Below are 21,400 nucleotides of genomic sequence, written 5' to 3' on the forward strand. Positions count from 1 at the left end.
GAGCTGGCAGCGTAACTGGGAGCAGTTATCGCAGTACTTCCAGTACACCGAACCCATCAGGAAGATCATCTATACGACCAACGCCGTGGAAGGTTTTCATCGCCAAGTTCGTAAGGTAACCAAGACCAAGGGGGCATTTACCAACGACATGGCCTTGTTGAAACTGGTATACCTGGCCACAAAGAACATCGAAAAAAAGTGGACAAGCCCATTACATAATTGGAGTCTTACCGTTCAACAACTTTATATTAAATTTGGGGAGAGGATACCACTGGTCTTAAACGCCAATTCCTTTGGGGCTAGCCCCAAAGGAATTGGAACAACGGACAGAGTTTAATTTACAGACCCATACCATCTCCAATGAATTTTTCGAATTTAGAAGGACTGCCATTATCATCCCCCGTTAAAAGGTAATAGAATAAACCACAATCAGAAATATCTGCGTCGCCGCCACTATGAGCTTCTAGTCTAGAATACATCCATTTTACATCAGGGTCTTTATGATCGCGCATCCAATACCAAACAGAAAAGTCTTTTTGTGAATTCCATAAATCGTTTGGAACAGTTTTATTATTTTGATCTTTAATTTTCTTATATTTTATACGATTCCCACATAATTCCTGAACATCATTCCAAGTTCTATGATAATTGCGTCTTTTTTCTCCTTCATTAAACTCACTATGAGATAAAAGATATACATAATTAAGTGCTTCAATATTACCTTGCTTTATAACTTCTTCTACAACTTGATATAAAAATTCTGAAAGACCTGCGTGCATAAAATATAAAGGGTTGGCAGCAGTTGATTTTCCCATTTCTGAAGCCAAATTAAGTTTAGATGCTTCAAGCTGTGTTGTCACATCAAAAAATTTACTTCCATCAAAATCCCACCTTTCTATAGCCCCATCGCAACTTATTTTAAGCTCATTTTCATTATCAGGACCAGCAGGAGCATCAATAAAATTATTGTATGAGCAATGTACAAGCTTATCTTGCAAGCCCAACTTTGCAATAATTGCTAAAGAGGCTGCCGCAGCTCCCCAATCATCAGGATCTCCTGTTGGCCATTTATAGGCATTATCTGGCTCACTATTACCGTCAAAGCTAACTGCTAAGCGATTGTTATTATACTCCCATGGTTTAGAAATAGATTGTACTTGAGCTTTACATTGGGTCAATATAGATGCCATCATCATTATAATAAGAAATTCAAATATTGAATACGTTTTTTTATACATTAGTTCTTATTTATAGTAAATTTAGATACAAAATAGTTCAAAAAATATAGCATTACACCATAAGTAAAAATGAGCGTGTTGCAATGAGTAGCATAAAAATAATTCCATAAACGAAAATAGAAATAATAACTACTCTATTTTTAGTAGTTCGTATAATTCCCTTTTTAGTTTCTTCTCTAAAAAAGTACCTAAGAACAAAAGTGCCAAAAGAAAAGCTGGGCGAACCTAGAGAAAATCTTTGGGTAGCGTTGATAGGTTTTATACCAGATAAAGAGCCTTTGTTATTCTTCATTAATTCTAAAACCCTTGTAAAACCTGATAATTTCGTCTTCTTTGAACACATTGCATTATGACACTTTGCTTTGGTAAACGGCATAAAATATATAGGTCTGGGAGACCTTTATATTTTTGAGCGAGATGTAGCGCAGGCGTATTGGGCTCTACATTCTCTTCGTGCCTAGTCACTTTTATGCGACCCAACGATAGGAGGGGAGGGCTTGCGGATTTTCTATTCGGTTTTTATTTGGTAAATTATTTGCTCAATCACGCAACCAATCAATTGTAACCTGTAGCCGTATTTCAGGATGGGACGGTTTCTCCCAAAAGAGATTCTTTTTACAATTTTGACATTGGCCTGTAATAATTCCTAATTTAAGCCACTAACCAATAAAAACGACACTATTGAGTAGCGATTTTTATAAAACATCCATTTTACCATTTGCAGGAATAATCATTAAATTATGTCGAGCCTATACCAATTCGCAAGAAGATTTTGAAGATTATTATCAAGAAGTGTGTTTGCAAATCTGGAGGAGTAAAGACAACTTTCGTGAGGAATCCCAATGGAGCACTTGGGTGTATCGAATTTCTTTAAACGTTTGTTTGACCTTACTTAAGAAAAAGAAAAACAATGTTCAACATTTTGTATCCGATGCTATAACTTCTGAAGAGACTGAGGATAATTTTGCGTTTTTGGATGAATCCCTAAATGTATTATACGATGCTATCAGAAAACTCTCAGAAATAGATAGAGCGGTTATTATGCTTTATTTAGAGGAAAAATCACAAAAGGAAATCGCTGAAATTATAGGAACAAATCCTAATAATATCGGGGTTCGTGTTAAAAGGATTAAAATTAGATTAAAAAAAATATTGGATGGAGAAATCAATTGAAAATATTTGGAAGGAAGGTTTTCTTAAGAGCGACGCATTGGTAGCACCAAAAATCAACAATCTTTACAACCAAAAATCAATTCATATCATTGATAAATTCAAAAGAATGTTCAAAATAAATTTGATTGCCATTGTTGCATTCTCATTTGCTTTTTTAATCGTCTCTTTCCTAATAGGCATTCCAATAACAGGCATCCTATTTTTTGTAACCCTTTCAGTTCTTGTTTTTATCAATAGGAAATTGTTAAACGATTTAGGAAAAATAGATTTTGGCATAAGCAGTTACCAATACTTAAAAGCATTTAACCAATGGAAGAACAAACAGGTATCCATCAATGAGAAAATTTCAAAATTGTTGTACCCAATAATATTTATATCCCTGATTTTAGGCTTTTGGTTTAAAGATGCCGAAGGTATGCCTTTGGGAGAACGACTGGTAAATGAAATTCTTGTTGGTTTCCCAGACACTTATCTCATCTTTGGTATTCCATTAATAGGAATCTTTATGGTACTATTAATAATAGCCTTACTATTCCATTTTGGAGGTCGGATTTATAAATGGGATGTAAACATTGTTTACGGAAGGGTTTTCAAAAAATTGGATGAATTGATGGCCGATATCGAAAGCTTAAGGAGCTAAACACCTAGCAAAGAGGTGTGGTCGTGTAGTTTTTTTAGAAATTTTTCGAATAAAATGGGTTTTAGGTGTAATAATTTTTGATTTGGACCACCAACCAAGAAAACATTAGAAATTATGACACTAAATAATGCATTGAACTTTTTTGAAAGTTTAAAATCTGAAACAACTAATAAATCGGAGATTAAGGTTTACGGGAAATTTATATATAATCTGACCGCATTGCAGCATAGGGGATTTTCAAATGATGAAATTCAAGCTTTAGAAATGGAATTAGATCGTTTAAATTTAAATTCAAATCCTGGTAACAGAAAAAAATTCTTTAAAAAAGCACTGGGTAAATTTGAGACCTATTTAAAGGATACATTTTCCTTGATTTCCAAAGGATACTATACGAACTTGAGTGTAAGTTTAGGAATATTATTTGGCGTTGTTTTGGGTGTACTTATTGGTGAACGTTTTGAAAGGTCATTAGGGATTTCCTTTGGCATTTGTATAGGGCTGTTTATTGGTGCATATATAGGTCGTCGCATGGATGCTCAAGCTAAAGCAGCTGGAAACATACTGTAGTCATTTTAGCGGCGAGTTGATGCGTTGGCAAAGTCGCAGACACCGCTTAATAGTTTCATGACCCTGCTTATAATTCGCTTAAATAATAAAATGTTCCGGGATATTTTACATAATGCAATTATAGCTAACCGATGGGGAACAATTATTAAAGTATAGCGTGTTGGTTTCCTTTGACATAATATCTGCCGATATAGTCCTAACGGCCGATATCTGATATTATATCAAATAGCATAGCTATACGGAAACTGCACACAATACATTTGTACTATAATTTATATTATGTAAAATAGGATATTTGAAAGGACGTATGACCACCCTTTATCGAATATCCCTGCATCTTATCCAAGATAACCGTTTTCCACTCCCCTGACTGATATAAATCAGTTGATTACAATTATTTCCAAAATAAATTAGTCCCTTAAAACATGAGATAATGAAATATAAAAGTCCCCCTTTTATGCTCATTTGGGCAATGATGTTCTTTTTCCTAGGTTGTAACAATGATGACGTCAAGGAAGCCGTAATACTTCAAAGTGTTGCATATCCCATTTATGATATTTCAAATTCCAACATCTCAGGCACAGCGACCTTTACCCAGGAAGACAATGGTTCTACCCACGTTTTGATCGAGCTCGAAGGCGCCTATACCTCCGAAAATCCAGCCTACATTAGGTTTAACAGCGCTGCTGAAGGCGGTACGGTGGCCATAACCCTAAAAAACTGCGAATGCGCCATCAGTAATACCACTGTCACCCACCTGGATAATGGCAATGCCATTTCCTATGAAGGATTGGTTGCCCTAAACGGACATATTACCATTCATGGCGGTGTGGGGTACAACGCCCCCATCGTTGCCGTGGCCGACATTGGTTCCAATGCGAAATCAAGTTCAACGTCCCTTTAGCAGGTGTTGCAAATAGTCAAGGCTTTCATTCTAACGATTCCTGTTATTCCTTTGGTGGATTTCCTCCAAATGGACCCCTGATTTTCCGTTTTCGAGACTTCTTTTGGACATTTATCCCTGAATAATTCCAAAATCGTTTCGATAAAAAGCGATTTATCCTACCGAAAACTGCTATACGTCGGAATTTTCACCCTTTTGGTAGAAAAGGCATTTCCAAATACAATATCATATCAACCAATTTCTAATTTTGGAGGGAATAAACAACACTTAAGAAATATGAAAATTAAAAGTTCCCTCGCAGTCTTGGCTTTGCTTTGTGTAATGGTTTTTACTGGATGTAAAAAAGATGACGTCGAAAAAGCTGTTATTCTACAAAGCGTAGAATACCAAATTTATGATGTTTCCGGTTCTGGTATTTCCGGTACAGCGACCTTTACCCAGGAAGATAATGGTACAACACACGTATTGATTGAATTGGATGGTGCCAATACCTCTACCAATCCAGCTTATATACGCTTTAACAGTGCCGCTGAAGGTGGTGATATCGCCATTACCCTTGCTGTTTGCGAATGTGCTATCAGTAATACCACCATTACCCAATTGAACAATGGCAATTCCATAACCTATGAAGGACTGATTGCGTTAAACGGACATATTACCATACACGATGCCAACAACAACATTGTAGCCGTTGCTGATATAGGGGCTAATTCAAACTAATCACATTTATCCAATAAACCAAAAAAAGCCCTGACGTAACCGTCAGGGCTTTTTTTATATCTGAACATCATCATTGCTCAATGATGAACGTATTTTGTCCTGGCCTCCTCCATATACGCTTCCACGCCCCGTTTCAAGGCATTGAATTCCGAATATTGTTCCTGTACCTTTTCATAATATCTTTTTGTCGGATTCTTATCCTCCTTAATGGATAGAATAATAGCCCTATTGACCTTCGCAAGGGTATCCAATCTGTTTCGCAGTGACTCTATCCGTTTAAAATCTGTATAGGTTTGCGGTTCGCAACTGTAGGAATTCAAATAATTACGTAATTGACCTACGTCCTGTAAATTACGTTCCAATCGATGGATCAATGCATTTGCGCCGGGCTCAAGACCTGTTGAACCCCTGGTATTTAATAATGTTCTCATAGGATTTGATTTATGGGGTTAAACAAAAACTACTCCAATACCCTTAAATTACGAAATTATACCCACCCTTTTGAATTCCAATTTCCTTATTATCAATATTTAACGGTAATTTAGTATTCCCTTAAAATAACCTTACCATAAGGCATAAAAAAACCTCCGTGTTTCGGAGGTTTTTTGCAATGTAGTTTGGTTAAAAGGTTTATTGTTCCTCTTCAATAAAATCAATATCGGCCATGGCCTTGTTCATCTCATTGGAGAACGGATTTTTATTGAGTACTTTCAGAAGTCTTTCCCTACGTCGTTCGGAAATATCCAATGTATCCAAAATCCGCTTTCTGAGCGCAATGGAATTTTCGCGTTTTTCCTTTAGTTGCTTCCGTTCTGCAACACTAAGCACCAAATCAGGTTCATACATTTCCATAACCGTATGCTTTTTCACTTCTTGGGCCGATGGCTTATACTCCTGTGCCATAATATGGTTGGTCCCCAATACAAAAAACAGGAAACCCACCACAGTTGATGTGTTTTTTTTCATTTTGTAAGTAATAGCGTCTACCGAACAAGATAGTGAAAATATGATTTACCTCCCTTTCGCCAAAAACTACTTTAATCGAATAAATACGTCCATAGGTCGATATAATCCCCTGAATCTAGGGCTTGTAAGTATCATACGACACGGACAACGGGTTGTACTGTCTATTGTAGGGCATAAAAAAACCGATATAACCCCTACCCTTTCGAATATGATTATATCGGTATACTTCCTTACGTAAATGATAAGGTCCTTAGGGCTGTAACTTCGCCTTGGCCTTAAGGTATTTTTTGAGTTGCCCTTTGGAAAGCATGGCTGCCATATCCTCATTCTCCTGGGTGGTCAATTGTTTGAGCATAACGGCCTTATCCGATTCGGAAATATTCAGTTTCCCTACTTTCGCTTTTTTTACCATATAACCGGTAAGGGTTTGTTCAAAGTCCGCCAATTGATCGGCCTCCAAACCCAATTCCGCCGTGTATTTCTTTGTCAATTCCTTGGCCTTGGCCTTGACCACGGCATCCCCATCCTGTAATATGGTATTGGCGCTACCTATTTGTGCCAATAACAATGCACTAAAAAGTAAAATAAATTTTCTCATGGTTTATGATTTTTATTTGATATCGTTTATCCTAAATGTCTTTATATATCGTGAAAAGGTATAAAAAAAACGGATGACCGTGGCGGCAAATCCACCAATTTATGAATCAATTACAATTTTCAGGCCAAAAGTGGATAACTGTCAAAAGGTTTGTTGCCTGATTTCAAAAATACTGCTTAACTTCGGGGCTTTAAATTTGAGAAAATATGCTGGTTTGGATCCTGTTTATTGCTTTGGTAATCGTTTTTTTAGCCCTCGACCTTGGTGTTTTCCATAAGACAGAGCATGTTATTAAAAGTAAGGAAGCTGGTTTATGGACAGCCGTATGGGTTACCGTGGCACTAAGTTTCAGCGGGGTCATCTATTGGTTGTTTTCTTCTGGAATGGTTGAAAACCCTACCGGTCTAACCCCCAACAATGCGGTATTGAAATACATAACGGGATATCTTATTGAATTGTCCCTTAGTATTGATAATGTTTTTGTCATTGCCGTTATCTTCCAAGCTTTCAAGATTCCGGCCCTTTATCAACACCGGGTGCTGTTCTGGGGTATTCTTGGGGCAATCGTCTTTCGTGGACTTATGATCCTCTTTGGGGTGGCCCTGATAACCAAATTCGATTGGATCATTTATGTTTTTGGGGTTTTCCTCCTGTACACGGCCTTTAAAATGTTGAAATCCGATGAATCCCATTTCGATCCCAAAAAATCCTGGGTCTTCCGACAGATAAAAAAAATATATCCGATAACATCCACCATCAACAACCATGATTTCTTCGTTAAACGAATGGGAATCAATGCGGCCACTCCCCTATTTGTGGCCTTGATCATTATTGAATTGACCGACGTGCTATTTGCGCTGGACAGTATTCCCGCGATTTTGGCGATCACGGCGGATCCCTTTATCGTATTCAGTTCCAATATATTGGCCATACTGGGATTGCGATCCATGTACTTCCTGATCTCGAGGATGCTGGAGAAATTCAGGTATATCAACTATAGCCTTGTGGTGATTTTGGCTTTTGTCGGACTCAAGATGCTGTTCTCTCACAACATTGAATTGCCCGAATGGGTTTCCTTAACGGTGATATCCGTTTCCTTGGTTGCCGGTATCATTGCCTCTTTGGCCATACCGGAAAAAAAGAAATAAAAAAATCCCGACACCAAAATGTCGGGATTTTTTTTTAAGGCTTATATTTTGACCCTATTTAATTTCCGGTTTGCTGTTTGGCCTCTTCCTTAAGCTCCTCACTGGCAACAATGGCCAATTCTACCCTACGGTTTTTAGCTTTGCCCTCTGCAGTGGCATTATCGGCCTTAGGTTGGTTTTCACCATACCATTTTACAGTGAAACGTTCTGGACTGATTCCCTGTGAAATCAAGTAATTGGTCACCGATTCAGCCCGTTGTTGTGACAATTTCATATTGTAATCCTCAGGTCCGGCACTATCGGTATGCCCTTCAACAAGGATATTACTTTTAGGATATTCCTTGAAAATACCGGCCAATTTATCCAATGTGGTTGCTGAAGTTCCCTTTACATAGGATTTATTGGTGTCAAAATAAACACCTGCATCCTCGGTGAAGGTAACATTGATACCCTCTCCCACACGGGTCACCTCTGCACCTGGTATTTCTTCCTCAATACGTTCCGCTTGGCGATCCATACGGTCTCCGATATAGCCACCGGCAACACCACCGACCACGGCTCCGATAATGGCACCCAAGGCCGTATTTTTCCCTTTACCGATGTTGTTACCCAATACACCTCCGATTACCGCTCCACCACTGGCACCGATGACGGCCCCTTTTTGTTTATTATTCGCATTACGGGTAACACTACACCCGGTAATCAACACCATACATAATAGTACGTAAACACTTTTTCTCGCTATGCTTTTCATTTGTATATATTTATTTTTACTGTTGGATGAATTTGGTCATTCCCTTTGACCTATGATTTGGTCCTTTTTTTTATTTCTTGGTGAATTGATAAACGATGGTTACTTGTTCCCCATCGACTTGATTGTTCGATTTCAAGATCATTTCCGTTGGGGTCAAGGTGTCTATATTCAACCGATAACCCAAACCACCATCAATATCCTTGTTTTTGGCATCTATGAATTTAAACTGTAGTTGGCTGGTATAATTTTCGTCACGATCGACCACCGACCAACGAATGTAGCGATCCCCGCCATTGCAAAGGGTCGAAGGGGCGATTGTATACCGACCCGTACTGTTATTGTCCCTAAAAAACCAATTACTACCCTCAAAACAGATATCCTTGGCATCATTAAAAAGGATTGAAGAGAAATTACCCGTGTTGTTCTCATAGGAAACATCTTCCAGGATCCAAGTACCACTTAATAGATTTCTTTTTTCACGCGCTACCTTTGAGACAGAACAGGATGTCATCAACAATCCCACTATCCCAAACAATACTACTATTTTTTTCATGTTTATATTTTTGGGTTACAGCATATATATACGTTTCCAAAAAGATCTTGGATGTAATTTATAAAGGAATTTTTAACGCAATCGATAATTTATATGGTCTGTATCGAACATAGGTTTCAATACGCCAACAACTGTAATAAGGCACTCTCAAACCTTCCTTTGGACAAGTAATTGTCTTCCAATGTCTTGGCAAAAGGAATCGGGGTTTCCAAACTGGCCACCCGTTTTACGGGAGCATCGAGATACTCGAAACAATTTTCCATCACCAAGGCCGAAATATCACTGGCGATTCCACCAAAAAGACTATCTTCTTGAAGAATGATGAGTTTTCCCGTCTTTTTTACGGAGTCATACACCGCATCTATATCCAAAGGTTGCAGCGAACGCAAATCAATGACATCTGCTTGGACATCCTTATTCTTTTCCAAGGTTTCCAAGACCCAATGTACGCCCGCCCCATAACTGACGATACTGATATCATCCCCTTCCTTCAAAAGACTGGCCTTACCCAAGGGCAAGGTGTAATAGTCCTCAGGAACATCCTGATACACGCTTCTGTATAACCCCTTATGTTCAAAAAACAGCACGGGATTGGGATCGTTTATGGCGGTAGCCAATAAACCCTTGGCATCATAAGGAAACGCCGGATACACCACTTTCAACCCTGGCGTTTTGGTAAACCAAGCCTCATTGGTCTGGGAATGGAAGGGTCCCGCAGCCACCCCACCGCCACAAGGCATACGAATGACCACATCGGCGTTCGCTGACCAGCGGTAATGCGACTTGGCCAAATAATTCACAATAGGATTAAACCCTGAACTCACAAAATCGGCAAATTGCATTTCCATGACGGCTTTCATTCCGTGGATCGAGAGTCCCATGGCCGCTGAAACAATGGCCGATTCACAAATGGGGGTATTTCGAACCCGCTCTTTTCCGAAAGCTTCGACAAAACCATCGGTTATTTTAAAGACACCACCATATTCGGCCACATCCTGCCCCATTATCACGAGGTTATCATGGAGTTGCATCGATTGCCTTAATCCCGCTGAAATTGCATCGACCAATCGAATGTTCTTAGTGACCGGCCCCGGCCCCACTTCCTCATATTCAAAATCCTTATAGACATTCCGTATTTCCGTAAAGGTATCTGGAACAACTTCCTGTTCCGCAAAAGCCTTTTTCAAGTGTTCATCTATTTCAGCAATTAGCTGTTTTTTATATACTACGTCCTGGGCTTCGGTAAGAATGTTCTCATCCCGTAAATACGCTGAGTAGTTTTCCAGGGGATCCTTTGCCGCCCAGCGGTCCATTAATTCCTGCGGAACATATTTGGTACCACTGGCCTCTTCATGACCCCGCATACGAAAGGTCTTGAACTCCACCAACACAGGGCGAGGATTTTCCCGCATACTTTTACAAAGGGCATCGATTTTGGTATACACCTCCAAGATGTTGTTCCCATCAATGATATGCGATTCCATGCCATACCCTTTGCCCTTATCAGCCAAATGCTCGCACTTGAATTGCTCAGAAGTAGGTGTTGATAGTCCATACCCATTGTTTTCCACGCAGAACAATACGGGTAACCCCCATACCGCGGCCACGTTCAGGGCTTCATGGAAATCGCCTTCACTTGTGGCTCCCTCCCCGGTAAACACTGCGGTTACCTCTTTTTTTTCTTGTAGAAGTCCGGCCAAGGCAATGCCATCCGCCACCCCCAATTGAGGCCCTAGATGCGAGATCATACCCACTATCTTATACGCTTGGGTACCAAAATGGAAACTACGATCACGTCCGTTGGTAAAGCCATTGGCCTTGCCCTGCCATTGTGAAAAAAGTCGGTACAAAGGAATGTCACGGGTCGTAAACACCCCTAAATTCCGATGCATGGGAAGTATATATTCCTCCGTGGCCATAGCTGTGGCCACCCCTACTGCGATAGCTTCCTGCCCTATACCACTGAACCACTTGGATATCTTGCCTTGCCGTAATAAAATAAGCATTTTCTCCTCGATCATACGAGGTTTCAACATCGAGGTATAAAGCCTCAGCTTCAAATCATTATCAAGATCGTATTTACCGTAATCCATGCGTTATAGTATAATCACCATAAATGTAACAAAAAAGATAGGAGAGGCATTAAAAAGAGCCTCCGTTTCAATTGAACATTAATTTGTAATTTTGATTTCAGTTAAAAATACAACTATGGATATGATACCCAGTGTGGACTTGAAGGATTTTGTTTCCGGTGATCCCCAAAGAAAACAGAAATTCATTACCGAAATAGGAAATGCCTTTGAACAAATTGGCTTTGTGGCCTTGAGCGGACATTTTCTTTCGGATACGTTGGTCAAGGACCTATACAAAGAGGTAAAGAACTTTTTTGACCTACCACAGGAAATCAAGGATAAATATGAAATCGAAGGTATTGGCGGACAACGTGGGTACACGTCGTTCGGAAAGGAGCATGCCAAGGGAAAAAAGGAAGGGGACTTAAAGGAATTCTGGCATTTTGGACAGTATGTGGTGGACAATCCAAAATTGGAGGCCGAATATCCGGCCAATATCATGGTCACGGAGCTTGGGAAATTCAATAGCGTAGGCAAGGAAACCTATAAGATGCTCGAGAAGACCGCAAAATATGTCCTACGTGCCCTAGCCCTGCATTTAGGGCTGGACGAATATTACTTTGATAAGTTCATATTGAATGGTAACTCCATCCTAAGGCCTATCCATTATCCGCCCATTACCTCAGAGCCCAAAAATGCGGTCAGGGCCGCCGCCCATGGCGATATTAACCTGATTACCTTATTAATGGGTGCCCATGGTCGTGGCCTACAGGTCAAGAACCACGAAGGGGAATGGATCGATGCCATCGCCAAACCGGACCAGTTGATGATCAATGTAGGCGATATGCTATCACGCCATACCAATAATAAATTGAAATCGACCATACACCAAGTGGTAAACCCTCCCAAGGAGTTATGGGGTACCTCACGATATTCCATTCCGTTCTTTATGCATCCCATCAGCGAAATGCCCTTAAATTGTTTGGAGCATTGCATCGATGCGGAACACCCGAAACAATTCGAGGATATTACCGCCGGTGAATTCCTTCACGAAAGGTTGATAGAATTGGGATTGATAAAAAAATAGTTTATGGATTTAAGTGACCAGCTCAAAAACCTTTTCCCCGAACACGTACCCTCCGAAAACGAGTCCGATGTACCCCAATCGGATATTTGGATGCAAGATGCCCCCATTATATGCAAATATGAGAAGCGCAAGGGCAAACCCATAACCATTCTGGAAGGTTATACCGGTGCGGATACCGATTTTAAGAAGTTGACCAAGGAGCTGAAAACGAAATTAAGTGTTGGGGGGACCTTTAAAGATGAACGAATTATCATTCAGGGGGATTACCGTGATAAAATCATGCAAATACTTCAAGATAAAGGATTTAAAGTGAAACGCGTGGGCGGGTGACCCCTCCCAAAAAGCAACTTGAATTTTGAGGGTTGCGTAGTTTACTGTTAATTTTTTTTGTAATTTTCAATTATATATTACTTTTATTCGCCAAAACCAAAAAGAAACCTAAAGATGAGTTCCCTATTACATATAACCAATGGTGATAGCTTGACCGATAGGTTGAGGTCCCTGAATTTAAAAGGAGATATAATCACATGGCGCGAAATGCTATGTGAAGGTAAGACGCTGACCACTGTGGGAAGCGAATCTTTTTGGAAAACCAGATTCGAATTCCTGAACAAGAATTATAAGGTTTCAAAATCCTGGTTTATTGAAAAGACCTTAAAGGAATACCGTTCCCTTTGTAACCATAAGCAACAGGATGAGATTGTTCTCTGGTTTGAATACGACCTGTTCTGTCAAATAAACATGTTGGCGGTTATTAGTTGGTTAAAGACCCACCGTAAATATGCCAAAATCTCATTGGTGAGTTGTGGCAAGGAGGACAAGACCGATAAAATGTACGGTTTCGATGAGTTGAAGAATGATTACATCATGGATCTTTTTGAGAAAAGGGTCGAATTAAAACAGGATGATATCGAATATGCCGATTATGTTTGGCAACTATACTGTAGCGACAACCCGATACGCTTGGAAAACCTTTCCGATTTTGACAATTACAGGTTCGACTACCTTTCCGGAGCCATCACGGCCCACTTAAAAAGGTTCCCGACCATTAAAAACGGCCTGAACGAATTGGAAAACCATATTTTGGAATTGTCGGTCGACAAAAAGCCCAAATCGAAGAAAGAACTCTTAACTACAGTCATCTCAGACCAAGGATTATACGGTTTTGGAGACACCCAGATCGATCGTATCATCACCACCTTAAAACCCTTATACCACTCCTTCAACCCCGTCCGCTTAACAAAAAAAGGAAAAGAAATACTAGAGGCACAAACCAGTTATTACGCTTGCATTCAAGATAATGATGCGTATTTGGGAGGCGCCCTGAAATACAATTACCTTTACAACACTGAATCTAACAGAATTCTAAAATTATAACATGTTAGAAGCTTCCGAGCTCATCCTAAATGCTGATAACAGCATTTACCACCTTAATTTATTACCAGAAGACATATCGGATACCATTATAATCGTGGGCGATCAAAATCGTGTGGCACAGGTATCCAAGCATTTCGACATTATTGAGGTCAAAAAAGAAAAACGGGAGTTCATCACCCATACCGGAAGGATGAACGGTAAACGACTTACCGTACTATCCACGGGAATAGGAACCGACAATATCGATATTGTCCTGAACGAACTGGATGCCTTGGCCAATATCGACTTTGATTCAAGGAAAATCAAAAAGGAATTCAAGCAACTGAAGATCGTACGTATCGGAACATCGGGAGCCGTTCAAAAAGACATTCCGGTGGATTCCTATGTATTGAGCGATTACGCCCTGGGTTTCGATGGGGTTTTGCACTTCTACGAAAATGAAGGCCTATGCGATGACGAGTTTTCGGAAGCCTTTGTAAAACACACCAACTGGTCAGACAAAAAACCTTGGCCCTATCTCGTCAAATGTGATGAAACCTTGCGGGAAAGACTGATTTCAAATCGTATACGATATGGTGTAACCGGTACAAATTCAGGTTTTTACGGACCCCAAGGCCGTAAATTACGTTTAAGCCTGCAAGATGATACCCTAAATGATAAAATAACCTCATTCAAGTATAAGGACCTGAAGATCACCAACCTCGAAATGGAATCTTCGGCTATTTATGGACTGAGTAAGTTACTGGGACACCAAGCGGTCTCCCTAAATTGCATCATTGCCAATAGGGTTTCGGGTGAATTTTCCGAGAATCCCCGAAAAACCATAAATGGTTTGATCAAGTATACCCTGGACAAGTTGACCAAGTAACCACCGGGTCATTTTATCAGGAAGCTACAACTGAAATTCCAAAAAGATAATATCTTTGAGAAGAAAGAATATCTTTCGCTATAATTATTGCATTTCATAGCCATTTAAAATGAAAAAAGTAAAGATCATCGGCGTCCCCGAACATTTTAACATGCCCTGGCACTTAGCTATCGAAGAAGGGGCCTTTGAGGAACGGGGAATCGAACTTGAATGGACCGATATACCTGAAGGTACTGGCAAAATGTGCCAAATGCTCGAAAACCAGGAAACCGATTTGGCCATTATCCTTACCGAAGGACTGATAAAAAGCATTACCGAGGGAAATCCCGCAAAGATCGTTCAGGAATATATTGCCTCGCCCCTACACTGGGGCATACATGTAGGTGCCAAAAGCACCTATAATTCCATTGACGACCTAATGGGCCGTAAAGTTGCGATAAGTCGATTTGGTAGCGGGAGTCACCTTATGGCCTATGTCAATGCCCAAAATGAAGGCTGGGACACCCAAAACCTTCAATTCGAGGTCATCAACAACCTCGATGGTGCCGTGGAAGCCTTAACAAAGGGTACCGCTGATTATTTTATGTGGGAACACTTTACCACCAAACCCTTGGTAGACCAGCAAGTATTCAGAAGATTGGGGGATTGCCCCACGCCTTGGCCTTGCTTCGTCATTGCCGCTACCGATAGTTTTATACAGGATAATGCTTCCACACTTGAACATATCCTGGAAATCATAAACATGTATACCGCGGATTTCAAACAGATTCCCAGTATTGACCGCACCTTGGCCAATCGCTATGGACAACAGTTGGAAGATATACAGGAATGGATGTCAATGACACGTTGGAGTCAATCCCAATTAAAACCCCAAACGGTTGAAAAGGTACAGGACACTTTGATGGATTTAAAATTAATAGTAAAACAAAAGCCTTATACCGACATCGCCTTCTCCAAAGGGTAGCCCATTATCCGTGGATACACTAAAATTCCACATGGGAATTTTGGGGAATATTGTGTTTTCTTCATTACGGCCACCCAGCGACCGGTGCGCTAATACGCGCTATCATTCAGATCAATCCCTTGACGAAAACACATGGTGACCTACATCACCCCAAACAACATAAAAACATTATATTATTTTTTAATTAACTGTAAATAAGTATTTTAAATTCATTACTTAATGTATTGGTTTATATTTTATTGTTGGGAATTTTATACTATTTTTAATATTTTAGGTCTTGACATTGTGTTTATCCCATTCTAATTTTGTGGTGGAAATTTAACTGTTCATTGATTTAAACCTTTTGTTATTATGAAAACCAGAACCTTTTCTATAACAAGATTTTTGACATTACTGATTTTTCTATTTCTTACCCCTGCCCTTTGTGCCCAGTCATTTTATGCGTTGAAAATAGATCGGAAGATTCGATTTAAGGCTGCGGATATAACAGCTAAATATCAACCCAGATTGGTTATGGGTCCTGAACAGGCTTTGGATTTTCAATCTACGGTCGCCCGTTTCCTGGTAAAGAAAAAAGCCGTGGAAGAGGATCAAACCCTTTCCCCAATGGCCAAATATGAATTATTGAAACAACTATCGAGTCGTGAAACCTCAGCAATGGCCGATGTGCTTGAGTCCTATCGTTGGCAAGAGTATATGCGTATCAAAAGTGAGATCCAACCCATACCTAAACCCGAGAAGGCCATAGCGCTGGAGGATGCCATTGTCATTCACTGACAGTACCCTAACCATACATTTACCAATCAATTGGGGTTTTACCCATTTGCTGCAAGAGTGCATTGGTCGCACTAAAATGCTTATTGCCAAACCAGTATCCGCGATTGGCACTCAATGGGGATGGGTGTCCCGAAGTTAATATATGATGCTTGTTTGCATCAATCAATTTGATTTTTTTTTTGGCATATCCGCCCCAAAGTAAAAAAACAATTCCTTCCCGCTCCTTGGAAATTGTCTTTATGACGCTATCCGTAAAGGTCTCCCAGCCTTTTCTTTGATGGCTTCCTGCTTCATGTGCCCTTACGGTCAAAGTAGCATTTAAAAGCAATACACCATGGTCGGCCCAGCGTTCCAGGTTACCACTTTTGGGATAAGGCTTCCCCAAATCGGTTTCGATTTCCTTAAAGATATTGATCAATGATGGGGGATGCGGTATGCCATCCGTTACGGAAAAACAGAGTCCATTGGCCTGGTTTGGACCATGATAAGGGTCCTGCCCAATAATGACCACTTTGGTCTTTTCAAACGGACTATGGTCAAAGGCGGCGAAGATCTGTTTGCCCGGTGGGTAACAGGTATGCTCTTGATACTCTTTTTTGACAAAATCAACCAACCCCTTAAAATAAGGTTGGTCAAATTCGTTTGCAAGTGGCTGTTTCCAGCTATCGTGGATATCGACGGTCAAAATGGATGTTTTTTCATGATTTCGACCACAAAAATAATCATCCCGGACTTTAATCCTTGCATTTATAGTGAATCTTCCGTTTACGTGCGCAGATTACACCCACTACACGTGAAGTCTTACGTAATCACACACCTAAAATAGGCCCTACACCTGCGCTTGGACAACAGGTTATTTCGACAATTGCCGGTTTAGGTTTTCTTGCTGCCTTACACGATATTTTAGGGTGTTCAAATAACTGAGCGCATCGTTTATTTCGTAATCGGTATAGGATTTTGAGGCCCATTGTATGGCGGATTCCAAATCCCCGTTGATTTCATTGCTTATGGCCATATTATAACAGGCACGTCCGGCCACCTTCCTGTCTTTATTGGAGGTTTCCAACTGCCAAAGTTCAGCGGCACCCTCCCAATCCCCAGCTTGGGCCCTTCGTTGTGCCATTTTAAAATTATCGGTTCCCCTAACGAAATAGTCCCGGTTAACGCGATGTTTATAGGGCAGTATACGCTGGGCGTAGTCCTTACCCATATATGTACTTGTGCCCAAAACCGCTTCCTTTCTGCCCATAATAGCTTCATAGGCCTTAACGGGATTGATCCCTTTTCCCACAGAAACCACGGGATCGTTATAAACCAACTCATCGGCAATGCGACGGCTATAGGGATCATAGATACGCCATCCGTTCTTAACCAAGGTATTCAAGGTCAATTCATGGGCAGGTACCGATGCCTTTATCCCCAGATCATTGGGCAATTGCATGGTCGTCATCTTATAGGTCACTTTGGTATCGGTATCGTAAAATGCCAGTGAAAATATGGCGTCTACCTTATATTGCTCGCACAGCGATTCTATTTCCGCCCAGTCCAAAGGCGCTGGAAATACACTCAGACCTTTCTGTAACCGGGATTCATTTTCAATGATCACGACCTCCTGAAGGTTCCGGTTTTGTTCTAGGTTTTCCTTTAAGGACAGAACAGCCGCTTTAGAACCTTCCTCATCGAGATGTAGTCCTTCAGCGGATAATAGTTTATCGACCTGATCGGCGATCTTATTTCCCTCAGCAGGCAGACTGCGGTTGATAATACCGATTCGGGTTACATCCTTTGAAAGGGTTACGGGGGCCGGTTCAACGGCACTCATGGTCAAATTGTTCGTTGCACTGCAGCCTACAAAAAGTAAGGCGAGTAACGCAATTGCAGCAATGGGGTTACGACTTGTCATTGGGATAGATTTTGTTTACAACGTGAAAAGGATCGTTTATCGTATGTAAAAGCGGCATTATTAATTCTCCAGGAAGCAACAAAACGGAAAGAAAATCACGGTTGTGGGTTATGGATTTCAAAAGTTCGCCATATCATCCCTAAATCATACCTTTGCAATCGATTTATAAAGGCAAATGGGTACGATTCATACAAAAACACTTCAAGATTTAGAATTCGATACGGTATTGAAACAGCTTTCCGTACGCTGCACTACCGAGTTGGGTAAACAGAGGGCTTTGGACATTGCCCCATTACCCGATGCGGAAGACATACATCGCCAACTGGGACAGACCTCTGAGTATTTATCTTCCCTGATCAGTGACAATCGCATTCCCAACCATGGGTTTGACAGTATAGACGGAGACCTGAAATTGCTCAAAATCGAAAACACCACCTTGGAAATCAGCGGTTTTCGACGTATTGGAAACATTTGCAAGACCGTTGCCGACCATAAAAAGTTCTTTAAGAAATTCAAGGAGTATTTCCCTTTGTTATTCGAGGCTACGGAAGAAATCCAACTAAATACCGAAATACCGGCACATATTGATTCCGTTATCGACCGTTTTGGGGAGATCAAGGACAATGCCTCCGATAAATTATTGGGCATACGCCAAGAAATCAATGAGGTAAAAGGAAAGATCAACCAAAGTTTCGCTTCGGCATTGAACACCTATAAAACTTCCGATTATTTGGATGACATTCGGGAGTCGGTCGTTGAGAACCGTCGGGTTTTGGCGGTAAAGGCGATGTATCGCAAGAAAGTGAAAGGTACGGTTATGGGGTCCTCCAAAACCGGTAGTATCGTCTATATAGAACCAGAGGCCTCCTTGCGATACAGTAGGCAACTGAACAATCTCGAATTCGATGAACGTGAGGAAGTACAGCGGATCCTTAATGAACTAACGGGGCGCATTCGGCCCTTTGCCCCTTTCTTAAGCGATTATCAAGAATACTTGGCCCATATGGATATTACCGCGGGCAAAGCAAAGTACGCCTCGGAAATGAACGCCATACTGCCTAAAATCAGTGAAGAGCGTAAGATGTTCTTAAGGGATGCCTACCATCCCCTACTTTTCCTGAGCAATAAATTGAAGCGGGCGAAAACGTATCCGCAAACCATAGAATTACAACCAGACAACCGGATCATCGTTATTTCGGGTCCCAATGCCGGGGGTAAGAGTATCACCCTAAAGACCATTGGCTTGCTACAGGTCATGTTGCAAAGCGGTTTTTTGGTCCCTGTGCACGAACGCTCGTCCATGTGCCTGTTCAAAAAGGTCCTTACGGATATCGGGGACAACCAATCCATCGAAAACCATTTGAGTACCTATAGCTATCGGCTAAAGAACATGAACAACTTCTTACGGAAATGCAATAGCAAGACCTTATTCCTAATCGATGAATTCGGGACCGGGAGTGATCCTGAGTTGGGAGGGGCCTTGGCCGAGGCCTTCTTGGAGGTGTTCTATGAGCGGGGAGCCTATGGTGTGATTACCACCCACTACGCCAATTTAAAGGCCCTGGCCAATGAATTGCCGCATTGTACGAATGCGAACATGCTCTTTAATTCGAAAACCTTGGAACCCACCTTCCAATTGGTCTTGGGACAAGCGGGTAGTTCGTTCACTTTTGAGGTGGCACAAAAGAACGGCATCCCCTACTCGCTCATCAACAAGGCAAAGAAGAAGATAGAGCGCGGAAAAGTACGCTTTGATGCCACCATAGCCAAATTACAGAAAGAACGCAGCAAAATGGCTGAAACAGGCTCAAAACTGCATGAGGAGGAGTTAAAGGCAAGGGAAGAAGCCCGTCGACTTGAAACCCTGAACTCCAAGATCAAATCAAAACTGGAGAATTATCAGGAATTGTACGACCACAACCAACGAATGATCTATTTGGGAAATAAGGTGAATACCGCTGCAGAGCACTATTTCCACGATAAGAAAAAACGGGTGTTGGTTTCTGAATTGTTGCGCATTGTGGAGACCGAGAACAGTAAACGCAAGAAGAAGCCCGTCAAGGAAGTCAAAGCAGCACGGGCCAAGAAAGTCCAAGTGGCCCAGGAAGTAGAAAAAGAAGTCAAGGTTATACGCGAAAAAAAGAAAGTAGCGAAAAAGAAAGCGGTCATTGCCGAAAAGAACAAGCCGCGCCCGGTTTTCAAGATCGGTGACCGGGTCAGAATGATAGACGGAAAGGCCGTTGGCAGTATCGATAACCTGGAAAAGAACAAAGCATTTGTAAACTATGGCCTGTTCACCACCAATGTAAGCGTGGATCAGTTGGAATTGGTGGAGGCTAGGAAGTAAGATCCCTTCTCCCCTATTTGAAATTGTATCAAAATTGATTATCAGCGGATTGCATCAAATCGTATATGATTTTTGAACTAAAAAACACACCCCTTGGATTACGGAATTGAAAACCATTTCCATTGAAAAGGTTATCCTTGTCTTTCCAAGGAATTGAAACACAAACGACAGTGAAATAAAATATGGAGGATCCTAAGAAAATAGTGCTTTTTGATGGCGTTTGTAATCTCTGCAATCGATCCATCCAATTTATCATAAGACATGACAAAAAGGATGAATTCCGTTTTGCAACCCTTCAAGGTGACCTGGGAAAACAACTGGTGAAAGAGCGTCATATCGATACGGATACCGTAGATTCCATTATTCTTATTGAGCCTGGTGTGGCTTATTATACCAAGTCCACCGCAGCCTTGAAAATAGGGACTTCCTTTGGTGGCGCATGGAAACTGCTAACCGTACTGGAATTGATTCCCAGCAGCTTAAGTGATATCGTATACGATTTTGTTGCCCGTAACCGATACCAATGGTACGGCAAAATGGATGCCTGTATGATACCTACTCCAGAGCTAAAGGCCAAGTTTTTGGAATAATAGGATCCCTCCGTCATTTCGAAGGAGGAACGATTGGGAAATCCCAATACCCCGAGCCACGTCTAAATCATCAATCCACAAAGGTTTATGAAAATCAGGATGTGATTCCCCTCATACATTCGGAATGACCCACCGTCATTTTAAAGGTGGACCG

Annotated in this window: 24 protein-coding genes; 15 read left to right on the forward strand and 9 right to left on the reverse strand. The window is 41.0% G+C overall.

Annotation, left to right across the window (positions count from 1 at the left end):
* The coding region (locus LX92_RS09720; RefSeq protein WP_146197819.1) for a transposase at positions 1–337 on the forward strand (337 nt) is incomplete at its 5' end.
* A gap of 1 nt (position 338) precedes the next feature.
* Here LX92_RS09720 and LX92_RS09725 read toward each other — a convergent pair.
* Complete coding sequence (locus LX92_RS09725) at positions 339–1,238, reverse strand: hypothetical protein (protein WP_109650119.1); 900 nt, start codon at positions 1,236–1,238, stop codon at positions 339–341.
* Between the two features lie 681 nt (positions 1,239–1,919).
* On the opposite strand from LX92_RS09725, the gene LX92_RS09735 reads away from it, so the two are divergent.
* From LX92_RS09735 to LX92_RS09755, 5 genes are all read left to right on the forward strand, one after another.
* Positions 1,920–2,411 (forward strand): RNA polymerase sigma factor, encoded by a 492-nt coding sequence (locus tag LX92_RS09735; protein WP_109650120.1) that lies wholly within the window; start codon positions 1,920–1,922, stop codon positions 2,409–2,411.
* The gene (locus LX92_RS09740; RefSeq protein WP_109650121.1) at positions 2,395–3,051 is read left to right on the forward strand and encodes a hypothetical protein; all 657 of its coding nucleotides are present in this window, start codon (positions 2,395–2,397) and stop codon (positions 3,049–3,051) included. The genes LX92_RS09735 and LX92_RS09740 overlap by 17 nt, the downstream gene beginning before the upstream one ends.
* A gap of 114 nt (positions 3,052–3,165) precedes the next feature.
* A complete protein-coding gene (locus LX92_RS09745; RefSeq protein ID WP_109650122.1) occupies positions 3,166–3,618 on the forward strand; it encodes a hypothetical protein in 453 nt (150 codons plus the stop codon).
* Between the two features lie 433 nt (positions 3,619–4,051).
* On the forward strand, positions 4,052–4,522 hold the full coding sequence (locus LX92_RS09750) for a hypothetical protein (RefSeq protein ID WP_109650123.1): 471 nt from the start codon (positions 4,052–4,054) through the stop codon (positions 4,520–4,522).
* Positions 4,523–4,798: 276 nt separating this feature from the next.
* Positions 4,799–5,242 carry a hypothetical protein gene (locus LX92_RS09755; protein WP_109650124.1) on the forward strand — a complete coding sequence of 148 codons (444 nt, stop codon included), beginning with the start codon at positions 4,799–4,801 and terminating at the stop codon, positions 5,240–5,242.
* A 77-nt stretch (positions 5,243–5,319) separates the two neighbouring features.
* Here LX92_RS09755 and LX92_RS09760 read toward each other — a convergent pair whose 3' ends face one another.
* From LX92_RS09760 to LX92_RS09770, 3 genes are all read right to left on the reverse strand, one after another.
* Entirely contained in the window at positions 5,320–5,673 is a 354-nt protein-coding gene (locus tag LX92_RS09760) for a hypothetical protein (protein ID WP_109650125.1), read from the reverse strand.
* Between the two features lie 199 nt (positions 5,674–5,872).
* Positions 5,873–6,208: a hypothetical protein gene (locus LX92_RS09765; protein ID WP_109650126.1), complete on the reverse strand. Its 336-nt coding sequence runs from the start codon at positions 6,206–6,208 to the stop codon at positions 5,873–5,875.
* Between the two features lie 250 nt (positions 6,209–6,458).
* Positions 6,459–6,806 (reverse strand): hypothetical protein, encoded by a 348-nt coding sequence (locus LX92_RS09770; RefSeq protein ID WP_109650127.1) that lies wholly within the window; start codon positions 6,804–6,806, stop codon positions 6,459–6,461.
* Positions 6,807–7,012: 206 nt separating this feature from the next.
* Here LX92_RS09770 and LX92_RS09775 point away from each other — a divergent pair, with 206 nt between their 5' ends.
* Positions 7,013–7,954 (forward strand): TerC family protein, encoded by a 942-nt coding sequence (locus LX92_RS09775; RefSeq protein ID WP_109650128.1) that lies wholly within the window; start codon positions 7,013–7,015, stop codon positions 7,952–7,954.
* Between the two features lie 58 nt (positions 7,955–8,012).
* Here LX92_RS09775 and LX92_RS09780 read toward each other — a convergent pair whose 3' ends face one another.
* The 3 genes from LX92_RS09780 to LX92_RS09790 all read right to left on the reverse strand — a co-directional run bounded on the left by LX92_RS09780 (position 8,013) and on the right by LX92_RS09790 (position 11,354).
* The gene (locus LX92_RS09780) at positions 8,013–8,708 is read right to left on the reverse strand and encodes an OmpA family protein (protein WP_170117822.1); all 696 of its coding nucleotides are present in this window, start codon (positions 8,706–8,708) and stop codon (positions 8,013–8,015) included.
* Between the two features lie 70 nt (positions 8,709–8,778).
* The gene (locus LX92_RS09785; RefSeq protein WP_109650130.1) at positions 8,779–9,261 is read right to left on the reverse strand and encodes a lipocalin family protein; all 483 of its coding nucleotides are present in this window, start codon (positions 9,259–9,261) and stop codon (positions 8,779–8,781) included.
* Positions 9,262–9,377: 116 nt separating this feature from the next.
* Positions 9,378–11,354, reverse strand: coding sequence for an alpha-ketoacid dehydrogenase subunit alpha/beta (locus LX92_RS09790; RefSeq protein ID WP_109650131.1), 1,977 nt, complete (start codon positions 11,352–11,354; stop codon positions 9,378–9,380).
* Positions 11,355–11,469: 115 nt separating this feature from the next.
* Between LX92_RS09790 and LX92_RS09795 the strand changes: the two genes are divergently transcribed.
* The 6 genes from LX92_RS09795 (at position 11,470) to LX92_RS09820 (ending at position 16,406) form a co-directional block, all read left to right on the forward strand.
* The gene (locus LX92_RS09795) at positions 11,470–12,420 is read left to right on the forward strand and encodes an isopenicillin N synthase family dioxygenase (RefSeq protein ID WP_109650132.1); all 951 of its coding nucleotides are present in this window, start codon (positions 11,470–11,472) and stop codon (positions 12,418–12,420) included.
* Between the two features lie 3 nt (positions 12,421–12,423).
* Positions 12,424–12,750: a translation initiation factor gene (locus LX92_RS09800; RefSeq protein ID WP_109650133.1), complete on the forward strand. Its 327-nt coding sequence runs from the start codon at positions 12,424–12,426 to the stop codon at positions 12,748–12,750.
* A 114-nt stretch (positions 12,751–12,864) separates the two neighbouring features.
* Positions 12,865–13,797: a DUF1835 domain-containing protein gene (locus LX92_RS09805; RefSeq protein ID WP_109650134.1), complete on the forward strand. Its 933-nt coding sequence runs from the start codon at positions 12,865–12,867 to the stop codon at positions 13,795–13,797.
* A 1-nt stretch (position 13,798) separates the two neighbouring features.
* Positions 13,799–14,665, forward strand: coding sequence for a nucleoside phosphorylase (locus LX92_RS09810; RefSeq protein WP_109650135.1), 867 nt, complete (start codon positions 13,799–13,801; stop codon positions 14,663–14,665).
* A gap of 109 nt (positions 14,666–14,774) precedes the next feature.
* Positions 14,775–15,629, forward strand: coding sequence for a substrate-binding domain-containing protein (locus LX92_RS09815; RefSeq protein ID WP_109650136.1), 855 nt, complete (start codon positions 14,775–14,777; stop codon positions 15,627–15,629).
* Between the two features lie 351 nt (positions 15,630–15,980).
* A complete protein-coding gene (locus LX92_RS09820; RefSeq protein WP_109650137.1) occupies positions 15,981–16,406 on the forward strand; it encodes a hypothetical protein in 426 nt (141 codons plus the stop codon).
* Positions 16,407–16,425: 19 nt separating this feature from the next.
* Here LX92_RS09820 and ung read toward each other — a convergent pair whose 3' ends face one another.
* Together ung and LX92_RS09830 are read right to left on the reverse strand one after the other, a co-directional pair.
* On the reverse strand, positions 16,426–17,091 hold the full coding sequence (gene ung, locus LX92_RS09825) for a uracil-DNA glycosylase (protein ID WP_109650138.1): 666 nt from the start codon (positions 17,089–17,091) through the stop codon (positions 16,426–16,428).
* Between the two features lie 168 nt (positions 17,092–17,259).
* A complete protein-coding gene (locus tag LX92_RS09830; protein ID WP_109650139.1) occupies positions 17,260–18,309 on the reverse strand; it encodes a DUF6340 family protein in 1,050 nt (349 codons plus the stop codon).
* A 175-nt stretch (positions 18,310–18,484) separates the two neighbouring features.
* Between LX92_RS09830 and LX92_RS09835 the strand changes: the two genes are divergently transcribed.
* Both LX92_RS09835 and LX92_RS09840 read left to right on the forward strand, forming a co-directional pair.
* The gene (locus LX92_RS09835) at positions 18,485–20,656 is read left to right on the forward strand and encodes an endonuclease MutS2 (protein ID WP_109650140.1); all 2,172 of its coding nucleotides are present in this window, start codon (positions 18,485–18,487) and stop codon (positions 20,654–20,656) included.
* Positions 20,657–20,838: 182 nt separating this feature from the next.
* A complete protein-coding gene (locus LX92_RS09840) occupies positions 20,839–21,246 on the forward strand; it encodes a thiol-disulfide oxidoreductase DCC family protein (protein ID WP_109650141.1) in 408 nt (135 codons plus the stop codon).
* Positions 21,247–21,400: the final 154 nt, after the last annotated feature.

The sequence above is a fragment of the Maribacter polysiphoniae genome, from assembly GCF_003148665.1.
Lineage (GTDB): Bacteria > Bacteroidota > Bacteroidia > Flavobacteriales > Flavobacteriaceae > Maribacter_A > Maribacter_A polysiphoniae.

Coding starts and splice junctions, on each gene's coding strand:
- LX92_RS09725 (WP_109650119.1), bottom strand. CDS start 1,238: ATGTATAAAAAAACGTATTCAATATTTGAATTTCTTATTATAATGATG.
- LX92_RS09740 (WP_109650121.1), top strand. CDS start 2,395: ATGGAGAAATCAATTGAAAATATTTGGAAGGAAGGTTTTCTTAAGAGC.
- LX92_RS09745 (WP_109650122.1), top strand. CDS start 3,166: ATGACACTAAATAATGCATTGAACTTTTTTGAAAGTTTAAAATCTGAA.
- LX92_RS09750 (WP_109650123.1), top strand. CDS start 4,052: ATGAAATATAAAAGTCCCCCTTTTATGCTCATTTGGGCAATGATGTTC.
- LX92_RS09755 (WP_109650124.1), top strand. CDS start 4,799: ATGAAAATTAAAAGTTCCCTCGCAGTCTTGGCTTTGCTTTGTGTAATG.
- LX92_RS09760 (WP_109650125.1), bottom strand. CDS start 5,673: ATGAGAACATTATTAAATACCAGGGGTTCAACAGGTCTTGAGCCCGGC.
- LX92_RS09765 (WP_109650126.1), bottom strand. CDS start 6,208: ATGAAAAAAAACACATCAACTGTGGTGGGTTTCCTGTTTTTTGTATTG.
- LX92_RS09770 (WP_109650127.1), bottom strand. CDS start 6,806: ATGAGAAAATTTATTTTACTTTTTAGTGCATTGTTATTGGCACAAATA.
- LX92_RS09775 (WP_109650128.1), top strand. CDS start 7,013: ATGCTGGTTTGGATCCTGTTTATTGCTTTGGTAATCGTTTTTTTAGCC.
- LX92_RS09780 (WP_170117822.1), bottom strand. CDS start 8,708: ATGAAAAGCATAGCGAGAAAAAGTGTTTACGTACTATTATGTATGGTG.
- LX92_RS09785 (WP_109650130.1), bottom strand. CDS start 9,261: ATGAAAAAAATAGTAGTATTGTTTGGGATAGTGGGATTGTTGATGACA.
- LX92_RS09790 (WP_109650131.1), bottom strand. CDS start 11,354: ATGGATTACGGTAAATACGATCTTGATAATGATTTGAAGCTGAGGCTT.
- LX92_RS09795 (WP_109650132.1), top strand. CDS start 11,470: ATGGATATGATACCCAGTGTGGACTTGAAGGATTTTGTTTCCGGTGAT.
- LX92_RS09800 (WP_109650133.1), top strand. CDS start 12,424: ATGGATTTAAGTGACCAGCTCAAAAACCTTTTCCCCGAACACGTACCC.
- LX92_RS09805 (WP_109650134.1), top strand. CDS start 12,865: ATGAGTTCCCTATTACATATAACCAATGGTGATAGCTTGACCGATAGG.
- LX92_RS09810 (WP_109650135.1), top strand. CDS start 13,799: ATGTTAGAAGCTTCCGAGCTCATCCTAAATGCTGATAACAGCATTTAC.
- LX92_RS09815 (WP_109650136.1), top strand. CDS start 14,775: ATGAAAAAAGTAAAGATCATCGGCGTCCCCGAACATTTTAACATGCCC.
- LX92_RS09820 (WP_109650137.1), top strand. CDS start 15,981: ATGAAAACCAGAACCTTTTCTATAACAAGATTTTTGACATTACTGATT.
- LX92_RS09830 (WP_109650139.1), bottom strand. CDS start 18,309: ATGACAAGTCGTAACCCCATTGCTGCAATTGCGTTACTCGCCTTACTT.
- LX92_RS09835 (WP_109650140.1), top strand. CDS start 18,485: ATGGGTACGATTCATACAAAAACACTTCAAGATTTAGAATTCGATACG.
- LX92_RS09840 (WP_109650141.1), top strand. CDS start 20,839: ATGGAGGATCCTAAGAAAATAGTGCTTTTTGATGGCGTTTGTAATCTC.